Origin of the sequence: Nocardiopsis sp. MG754419 (genome assembly GCF_018207095.1) — a bacterium.
Classification (GTDB): domain Bacteria; phylum Actinomycetota; class Actinomycetes; order Streptosporangiales; family Streptosporangiaceae; genus Nocardiopsis.
Genome location: NZ_QOCZ01000109.1, coordinates 19,781 through 28,560, shown reverse-complemented (window position 1 = coordinate 28,560; position 8,780 = coordinate 19,781). Strand labels below are relative to the sequence as shown.

Sequence of the window (8,780 nt, the reverse complement as noted above, 5' to 3'; positions counted from 1 at the left end):
GATGACGGTGCTGTCCAGGTGTGCGCCCGCGGTCGCGGTGGAGCGGCGGCGAGGACAACCGGACCGCTATGACCGGGGTCGGGTGGCCGAGGTGGCGGCGGCCACGGCCCAGGAGTTGGCGGCTCTGGCCCGGGAGCGTGGTGCGGTCGTGGCGGGTACGGCGTGGTTCACCATGGCCACCGAGACGGCCGAGCAGCGCAGGGGCCGCGCGTTCACGCGCGGCCCCTGCGCCGTGGCCGGCTCACCCGCCGAAGGCGCACGCTCTGACGTGCACATCCCGACGCGGACGCCCACGGCGTCGACTACAGCTGCGAGGCGGCGGCCTCGTCCAGCCAGAACACGGTCTTCTCCGTGCCCCGCACACCCGCGACCGGCGCCTCGTCGACGCTCGCGCCCGACAACCCCAGGCGCACGGCCTCGGCCTTGCCCTCGCCTGCGGCCAGCACCCACACCTGCTGTGCGGTGTTGATCGCCTGGAACGTGAGGCTCACCCGGGTCGACGGAGGCTTGGGGGAGTCGCGCACGGCCACCACCGCGGCCTCGTCCTCGTGCACGCCCGGCAACCCCGGGAACAGCGAGGCCACGTGGGCGTCCGGCCCCAGGCCCAGCAGGCACACGTCGAACTCCGGCACCGGGCCGGCACCGCGGGCGGCCACGGACAGCGCCGCCGAGTAGTTGGTCGCCGCCCGCTCGGCCTCGCTGTGGTCGGTGCCGTCGGAGGCCGGCATCGGATGCACGTTGCGCGAGGGGATGTCGATGTCGTCGATCAGCGCTTCGCAGGCCTGGGTCTCGTTGCGGTCGGCGTCTCCCTCGGGGAGGAAACGCTCGTCGCCCCACCACAGGTGGACGTGCGACCACCGCATGCCGCTGCCCTTGGCCTCGTCGCGCAGCGCGGCGAGCGTCTGGATCCCGACCCCGCCCCCGGTGAGCACCAGGTGGAAGTCGCGCTCCTCGGTCTCGGCGCTCACGATCAGCTTGGCCAGGCGTGCGGCCACGCTCTGCGCCAGCTGCGCGGCGTCGTTGGTGCGGACGATCTCCGGTTCGGTCATCCTCATGCTCCGCTTCCAGCGAGCATCGGCCGCAGGTGGCGGGCCGCGCTCGCGTACGTTTCGTCGGCGTCCAGGCGACGCAGCTCCTCGGCCAAGGCCGTGGCCGCGCCGCGCCGGGCCAGAGCCACCGCCTGGTCCGGTTGCCCGAACCTGGACAACGTGGCCACCCGGCCGTCCCCACGGGAGATCACGATGTCCCCCTGGTCCGTGGTCAACCGCACCCCGGTCAGGCCGGGCCCGTCCGAGACGGCCCGCCCCACCGGCACCTCCAGGCGTTTGGACAGCCACGACGCCAACAGTTCGGCGCTCGGGTAGTCCGCCTCGGCCGTCACCTCGGCCGAGGTCACCCATCCGCACGGTTGGTCCATGGCGCTGGCCAGCAGCGAACGCCACGGGGTCAGCCGGGTCCAGGTCAGGTCGGTGTCCCCCGGTCGATAATGGTCCACCCGGTCCACCAGGTCCCGCAGCGGGTCCGGGGCGCGCAGCGCGTCGGTGATCCTGCGCTGGGCCAGCCGGCCCACCGGGTCGGAGCTGGGGTCCAGCGGCCCGTGGCCGGGCCACCACACCACCACGGGCGCGTCCGGCACCAGCAGGGGGGTGAGCACCGAGTCGGGGTGCTCGCCCAGCGGCCCGTACAGGCGCAGCAGCACCGCCTCACCGGGACCGGAGGTGCCGGGACGGCGGATCTCCGCGTCGATGGCCGGTTCGGCGTCCGGGTCGCGGCGGATCAGCGCCACCACCCGGGACGGGTGTTCACGACCGGCCTCGGTGGCGGCCCGCACGGCGTCGTAGTGATCGGCCTCGTCGGTGACGATGACCAGGGTCAGCACCATGTTCATCGCGCCACCGCCGACACTGAGCCGCTCGGACATGAGCGCCTCGGTGATCTGACCGGTGGTGGTGCGCGGCAGGTAGAGCGTCATCGGTTCCTCCCGGCGGTCACGGACGCCGCCAGTGGCGGCCGTCGCGTGCGAGCAGTTCGTGGGCGGACTCCGGACCCCAGGTGCCCGAGCCGTACTGTTCCGGCTTGCCGGCCTCGGCCCAGTACTCCTCGACCGGGTCCAGGATCCGCCAGGACAGCTCGACCTCCTCCTGGCGCGGGAACAGCGGCGGGTCGCCGATGAGCACGTCCAGGATGAGCCTCTCGTAGGCCTCCGGGCTCGCCTCGGTGAAGGACTGCCCGTAGGTGAAGTCCATGCTCACGTCACGGACCTCCATGGAGGCGCCCGGTACCTTGGAGCCGAACCGCAGGGTGACGCCCTCGTCCGGTTGGATGCGCAACACCAGGGCGTTCTGGCCGAGCTCGCTGATGTCGGTACGCGCGAACATCTGCTGTGGAGCGGCCTGGAACACCAGGGCCACCTCGGTCACGCGTCGGCCCAGGCGCTTGCCGGTGCGCAGGTAGAACGGCACACCCGCCCACCGGCGGGTGCCCACGTCCAGCTTGAGCGCCGCGTAGGTCTCGGTGACCGAGTCGGAGGGGATGCCGTCCTCCTCCAGGTACCCCCGCACCGCCGTGCCGCCCTGCCACCCGGCGGCGTACTGACCGCGGGCGGTGCCGGTGGCCAGGTCCTCGGGCAGGGTGACGGAGGAGAGCACCTTCTCCTTCTCCGTGCGGATCGCGTCCGCGCTGTAGGAGACCGGTTCCTCCATCGCCACCAACGCCAAGAGCTGCAACAGGTGGTTCTGGATCACGTCACGGGCGGCGCCGATCCCGTCGTAGTACCCGGCCCGACCGCCCACGCCGATGTCCTCGGCCATGGTGATCTGCACGTGGTCCACGTAGCTGCGGTTCCACAACGGCTCGAACAGGGTGTTGGCGAAGCGCAGCGCCAGGATGTTCTGGACCGTCTCCTTGCCCAGGTAGTGGTCGATCCGGAACACCGACGACGGGGGGAAGACCTCGTCCACCACCGCGTTGAGCTCCTGCGCGCTCTGGAGGTCGTGTCCGAAGGGTTTCTCGATCACCACCCGGCGCCACGGGGTGACCCCTCCCGGCCCCTCGCCCTCCTCGCCCTGGGCCAACCCCGACCGCTTGAGCTGGGTGACCACGGTGGGGAACAGCTTGGGCGGCAGCGACAGGTAGAACGCGTAGTTGCCGCCGGTGCCGCGCTCGGCGTCCAGGCGGTGCACGGTCCGGGCCAGCTCGTCGAAGGCCGCGTCGTCGTCCAGGTCTCCCTGGACGAACCGCACCCCCTCGCTGAGCTGGCGCCACACGTCCTCACGGAACGGTGTGCGCGCGTGCTTGCGCACCGCTTCGTGCGCCTCGTGGGCGAAGTCCTGGTCCTCCCAGTCGCGGCGGGCGAACCCCACCAGACCGAAGCCCGGCGGCAGCATGCCGCGGTTGGCCAGGTCGTAGATGGCCGGCAGCAGCTTCTTGCGGGCCAGGTCGCCCGTGACCCCGAACAGGACCAGCACGCTGGGCCCGGCGATCCGGGGGAGCCGTCGGTCCAGGGCGTTGCGGAGCGGGTTGGGTACCGCTCCCGGCATCACCGGTTCTTTCACGGTGTCTTCTCTTCCTGTCGAGAGTGGCCGGTGCCTCGGTGACCGGGGTCGGTCCGGGGCCCGTGTCCGCGCGCACGACGCGCGGACACGGGACGGTGACGTGGGACGGGGTGTCCGTGCGTCGGGCGGACGACGCTAGGAGAGCGCGTCGAGCTTCATGGTCAGTCGGCTCAACAGGCTCTCCCAGGAGTCCACGAACTTGACCACGCCGTCGTCCTCCAGGTGACGGACCACGTCGGTCAGGTTCACCCCGACCTCGCGCAGAGCGTCGAGGTCGGCCCACGCGGCATCGTAACCGCCGCGGACCGTGTCACCGGTGATCTCACCGTGGTCGGCCGTGGCGTCCAGGGTGGCCTGCGGCATGGTGTTCACCGTGCCCGCCGCCACCAGCTCGGAGACGTAACGGGTGTCGGCGTAGGCGGGGTCCTTCACGCCGGTGGAGGCCCACAGCGGACGCTGCGGGGTGGCGCCCTGCGCCTCCAGGGCCTTCCAGCGCTCGGACGAGAACACCTCCTCGTGGTCGCGGTAGGCCAGGCGGGCGTTGGCGATGGCGGCGCGGCCCAGCAGTTCCTCTGCCTCCGGCGTGCCGATCGCCTTGAGCCGCTTGTCGACCTCGGCGTCCACGCGGCTGACGAAGAACGAGGCCACGGACTGGATCCGGGACACGTCGTGGCCGTTCTCCCGGGCCAGCTCCAGCCCGGCCAGGAACGCGTCCATGACCTCGCGGTAGCGCTCCAGGGAGAAGATCAGGGTGACGTTGACGCTGATGCCGTGCCCGAGCACCTGGGTGATCGCGGGCAGGCCCTCGACCGTCGCCGGGATCTTGATCATCAGGTTGGGGCGGTCCACCAGCCACCACAGCGACCGTGCCTCGGCGATGGTGCGCTCGGTCTCCCGCGCCAGACGGGGGTCCACCTCCAGGGAGACCCGCCCGTCCACACGGTCGGTGGCGTCGTACACCGGACGCAGCGTGTCCGCGGCCCAACGGATGTCGTAGGCGGTGAGCAGTCGGACGGCCTCGCCCACCGACACCCCGCGCACACCCAGGTCGTGCACCTGAAGATCGTAGGCGTCGCCCTCGGCGAGGGCCTTGTCGAAGATGGTGGGGTTGGACGTCACGCCGGTCACGTGGTGCGTGGACATCAGCTCGGCCAGGTTGCCGGTGCGCAGCCGTTCCCGGCTGATGTCGTCCAGCCAGACCGACTGCCCGGCCGTGGCCAGGTCCTTCAGTGCGGTGCTCATGTGCTCTCGCCTTCTCTGCGCTTGGTCTGCGCTCGGTCCGTGGCCCGTGCCGCGCACGGGCGACGGGCCCGCCGGGAGCTCCTCCCGGCGGGCCCGGTTCCTCAGTTTCCGGCCTTGACCAGACTGTCGCGGACCGCCGTGACGACGGCCTCGGAGGTGATGCCGAACCGCTCGTAGAGGGTCTCGTAGGGCGCGGAGGCGCCGAAGTGCTCCAGGCTCACCGACACGCCGGCGTCACCGACGTAGGAGCGCCAGCCCATGGCGATGCCGGCCTCGACCGACACCCGGGCCCGCACCGAGGGGGGCAGCACCTGTGCGCGGTACTCCTCGCTCTGCTCCTCGAACCACTCCACACACGGCATCGAGACCACACGCGTGGGCGTGCCGGCCTCCTCCAGTTCGGTGCGGGCCGACAGCGCCAGCTGCACCTCGCTTCCGGTGGCGATGATGATCGCCTCCGGGGAGCCGCCGGTGGCCTCGGCGAGCACGTAGCCGCCCTGCGCCGCACCCTCGACCGCGCCGTACTCCTCGCGGTCCAGAGTGGGGACGTTCTGGCGGGTCAGCGCCAGCGCCGTCGGACGGTCGGTGTTCTCCAGGGTCCTGCGCCAGGCCACGACGGTCTCGTTGGCGTCGGCCGGACGGACCACGTCCAGACCGGGGATGGCGCGCAGCGCCCACAGGTGCTCGATCGGCTGGTGGGTGGGGCCGTCCTCGCCCAGGCCGATGGAGTCGTGCGTCCACACGTAGGTGACCGGCAGCTTCATGAGCGCGGCCAGACGCACGGCCGGTCGCATGTAGTCGCTGAACACCAGGAAGGTGCCGCCGTAGGGGCGGGTGGGACCGTGCAGGGCGATGCCGTTGAGGATCGAGCCCATGCCGTGCTCACGGATGCCGAAGTGCAGCACACGCCCGTACGGGTTGCCGGGGAACATGCTGCTGGCGCGATCGAAGGGCAGGAACGACGGCTCGCCCTTGGGGGTGGTGTTGTTGGACCCGGCCAGGTCCGCCGAACCGCCCCACAGCTCCGGCAGGAGCGGCGCGATGGCGCCCAGCACCTCGCCACTGGCCTTACGGGTGGCGACGCCCTTCTCGCTGGGGTCGAAGGACGGCAGCGCCTTCTCCCAGCCCTCGGGCAGCTTGCCCGACTGCAGGCGGTCGAACAGTTCGCCCTTCTCGCCGGCGCTCGTGTGCCAGGCGTGGAAGGCGGTCTCCCACTCGGTGCGGGCCTCGCGGCCGCGGTCCAGCGCCCGGCGGGTGTGCTCGATGACGGTGTCCTCGACCGCGAACGGGGCGTCCGGCAGACCCAGGATCTCCTTGGTCGCGGAGATCTCGTCGGCGCCGATCGCCGCACCGTGGATGCCACCGGTGTTCTGCTTGTTGGGCGCCGGCCAGCCGATGACGGTGCGCAGACGGATGAACGTGGGGCGCTCGGTCTCGGCCTTGCCGCGCAGGATCGCCTGGTGGAGGGCCTGGATGTCCTCGACGTACTCGCCGGTGGCGGTCCAGTCGACCTCCTCGACGTGCCAGCCGTAGGCGGCGTAGCGGGCCACCACGTCCTCGCTGTGCGCGATGCGGGTGTCGTCCTCGATGGAGATCTGGTTGTCGTCCCAGATCATGATGAGGTTGCCCAGGTTCTGGGTGCCGGCCAGCGCGCTGGCCTCGTGGCTCACGCCCTCCTGCACGTCACCGTCGGAGCAGAACGCGTAGACGTGGTGGTCGAAGGGGCTGGCGCCGGGGCCGGCGTCGGGGTTGAACAGGCCGCGCTCACGGCGGGCCGCCATGGCCATGCCGACGGCGTTGCCGACGCCCTGACCGAGCGGCCCGGTGGTGGTCTCCACACCGGCGGTGTGACCGACCTCGGGGTGACCCGGGGTGAGACTGTCCCACTGGCGCAGGGCCTTGAGGTCGTCCAGCTCCAGGCCGTACCCGGCCAGGTAGAGCTGGATGTACAGGGTGAGACTGGAGTGGCCGATCGACAGCACGAAGCGGTCGCGCCCCACCCAGTCGGGTGTGGCGGGGTCGTGCCGCATGACCTTCTGGAAGAGCAGGTATGCGGCGGGCGCGAGGCTCATCGCGGTACCGGGGTGACCGTTACCCGACTTCTCTACCGCGTCCATCGCCAGGGCCCGAACCGTGTCGACGGCGCGGAGGTCGAGGTCCGACCACTCCAGAGATTGCGGGGTGTGGGCGTTCACGGACTTTCGTTCTCCTTGGTGTGGGGTCGTGTGTGCTTGTTGGTCGTCGGGCGCCCCCGCGTCGACCCGCCGGTCGGGCGGATCGGGGATGCCAGAGCGTACTCGGTGCATACCCGCCCTGCCGCGTGAGGCCCCGGGGATACCGACACCGCTTTCCCAACGCTCGACAGCCGAATCCGGCTGACTCCTGCTTCGGTCTGGTGTCGGCGCCACCGGACGCGCCGTTCGCGACGGACGGCATCCACCGAACACGCCCCGAGGGGGCGGGAACGCTCGGCGTCGGACCGTGGGCCTGGCACGGCCCCTGGACCACGGCGCCGCACCGTGCCCCGTCCTGGTCGGTGGGACACGAAGAACAGCACCGTCTGTGAGCCTATCGTTCGTGCCGGAGGATGTCGTTGCCCGACGCCCACCCTCGCCTGTGGGGTACGGCTCCGGGGCGCTGTTGCGGGCCCTGGCGTGGGGCGCGTGGCACGTTGGAGGCATGATGAGGCGTGTGCGAACCTTCTGTACACCCGCGAGGCCTCTCGCCGCGGGGGACGAAGGTCACCGTCGGGCGGGGACTCCTACCCAGGGGGTTGGTCATCGGCCCGCACGAGGAAGTACTACAGTATGTCGTTGACGGGGTTTTCGCTGATCCTGACGGTTTGTCGGTCCGCTCGACCCCGCGTGGCGAGCAGTGTCGAAATTCCCGAAGAGTTGTCGAGGTATCCGCGTGTCTGAAACCGAGCCGGCCCCGCAGGGGACAGGAGCGCCTCCGGCCGTGGGGACGCGGTCCTGATGGCACTCACCAACCGCGCCCCGCAGGCCGGATCGTCCACCCCCGAGGCCCCCCGCAAGGCCTCCCTGGTCGATCACGTCCGCGCCTATGTCGCCCTCTCCAAGCCCCGCGTCATCGAGTTGCTGCTCATCACCACCATCCCGGTGATGTTCGTCGCCGCCGGGGGTGTGCCGCCGCTGTGGACCGCGGTCGCCACCCTGCTGTTCGGCACCATGTCGGCGGCCAGCGCCAACGCGATGAACTGCTACATCGACCGTGACATCGACCGTGAGATGCGTCGCACCCGCCAGCGTCCCGGTGCGATGGACCTGGTGACCCCCAAGGGCGCCCTGATCTACGGGCTCGTCCTGGCGATCGGCTCCACCGTCGGCTTCCTGGCCTTCGTCAACGTGCTGTCGGCGGTGCTGTCGGTCTTCGCGATCGCCTTCTACATCTTCGTCTACACGATGCTGTTGAAGCGGCGCACCGCCCAGAACGTCGTGTGGGGCGGCATCGCCGGCTGCATGCCCGTGCTCATCGGCTGGGCGGCGGTCACCAACAGCCTCGCCTGGGCACCGTTCGTGCTGTTCCTGGTGGTGTTCTTCTGGACGCCCCCGCACACCTGGACGCTGGCGATGCGGTACCGCGAGGACTACGCCGCCGCCAAGGTGCCCATGCTGCCCGTGGTCGCCGGGGACCGCCGGGTGCTCCTGGAGTCGGTGCTCTACAGCTGGGCGACCGTGATCGTGTCCCTGGTCTTCTGGCCGGTGGCCGGCACCACCTGGTTCTACGGGGTCGTCGCCCTCATCCTCGGCGCGCTCCTGGTGTTCCAGGCCCACCGCCTGCTCAGCCGTTCGAAGGCGGGTGTGACCGGGGCCCAGCTCAAGACCATGGGCTTCTTCCACCTGTCCAACGCCTACCTGGCGCTGCTGTTCACGGCCGTGACCATCGACCCCCTCCTGGCGGGGCTGCTCGGCTGAGCCGCCCGCCCTCGAGCGCGACGGCGCCCGCCCCATCGGGGCGGGCGCC

At 71.0% G+C, this 8,780-nt stretch carries 7 protein-coding genes; 1 reads left to right on the top strand and 6 read right to left on the bottom strand.

All coding sequences use genetic code 11. From position 1 onward, the window contains the following. Nucleotides 1-66: 66 nt before the first annotated feature. The 6 genes from DSY14_RS19395 to tkt form a co-directional block, all read right to left on the bottom strand. On the bottom strand, nucleotides 67-216 hold the full coding sequence (locus DSY14_RS19395; RefSeq protein ID WP_211718011.1) for a hypothetical protein: 150 nt from the start codon (nucleotides 214-216) through the stop codon (nucleotides 67-69). Nucleotides 217-302: 86 nt separating this feature from the next. After that, nucleotides 303-1,049: a 6-phosphogluconolactonase gene (gene pgl / locus DSY14_RS19390; protein ID WP_211718014.1), complete on the bottom strand. Its 747-nt coding sequence runs from the start codon at nucleotides 1,047-1,049 to the stop codon at nucleotides 303-305. A gap of 2 nt (nucleotides 1,050-1,051) precedes the next feature. Beyond that, nucleotides 1,052-1,972: a glucose-6-phosphate dehydrogenase assembly protein OpcA gene (locus DSY14_RS19385; RefSeq protein ID WP_211718010.1), complete on the bottom strand. Its 921-nt coding sequence runs from the start codon at nucleotides 1,970-1,972 to the stop codon at nucleotides 1,052-1,054. Between the two features lie 16 nt (nucleotides 1,973-1,988). Then, nucleotides 1,989-3,539, bottom strand: coding sequence for a glucose-6-phosphate dehydrogenase (gene zwf / locus DSY14_RS19380; protein ID WP_211718013.1), 1,551 nt, complete (start codon nucleotides 3,537-3,539; stop codon nucleotides 1,989-1,991). A gap of 150 nt (nucleotides 3,540-3,689) precedes the next feature. Next, nucleotides 3,690-4,796 carry a transaldolase gene (gene tal, locus DSY14_RS19375; RefSeq protein WP_211718009.1) on the bottom strand — a complete coding sequence of 369 codons (1,107 nt, stop codon included), beginning with the start codon at nucleotides 4,794-4,796 and terminating at the stop codon, nucleotides 3,690-3,692. A gap of 101 nt (nucleotides 4,797-4,897) precedes the next feature. Then, entirely contained in the window at nucleotides 4,898-6,991 is a 2,094-nt protein-coding gene (tkt, locus tag DSY14_RS19370; RefSeq protein WP_211718008.1) for a transketolase, read from the bottom strand. Between the two features lie 780 nt (nucleotides 6,992-7,771). Between tkt and DSY14_RS19365 the strand changes: the two genes are divergently transcribed. After that, a complete protein-coding gene (locus DSY14_RS19365) occupies nucleotides 7,772-8,731 on the top strand; it encodes a heme o synthase (RefSeq protein WP_211718007.1) in 960 nt (319 codons plus the stop codon). The last annotated feature ends 49 nt before the right edge of the window (nucleotides 8,732-8,780 follow it).

Excerpts from the sequence above, each read along its gene's own strand:
- pgl (WP_211718014.1), bottom strand. The coding sequence starts at position 1,049 with ATGACCGAACCGGAGATCGTCCGCACCAACGACGCCGCGCAGCTGGCG.
- DSY14_RS19365 (WP_211718007.1), top strand. The coding sequence starts at position 7,772 with ATGGCACTCACCAACCGCGCCCCGCAGGCCGGATCGTCCACCCCCGAG.
- zwf (WP_211718013.1), bottom strand. The coding sequence starts at position 3,539 with ATGCCGGGAGCGGTACCCAACCCGCTCCGCAACGCCCTGGACCGACGG.
- DSY14_RS19385 (WP_211718010.1), bottom strand. The coding sequence starts at position 1,972 with ATGACGCTCTACCTGCCGCGCACCACCACCGGTCAGATCACCGAGGCG.
- tal (WP_211718009.1), bottom strand. The coding sequence starts at position 4,796 with ATGAGCACCGCACTGAAGGACCTGGCCACGGCCGGGCAGTCGGTCTGG.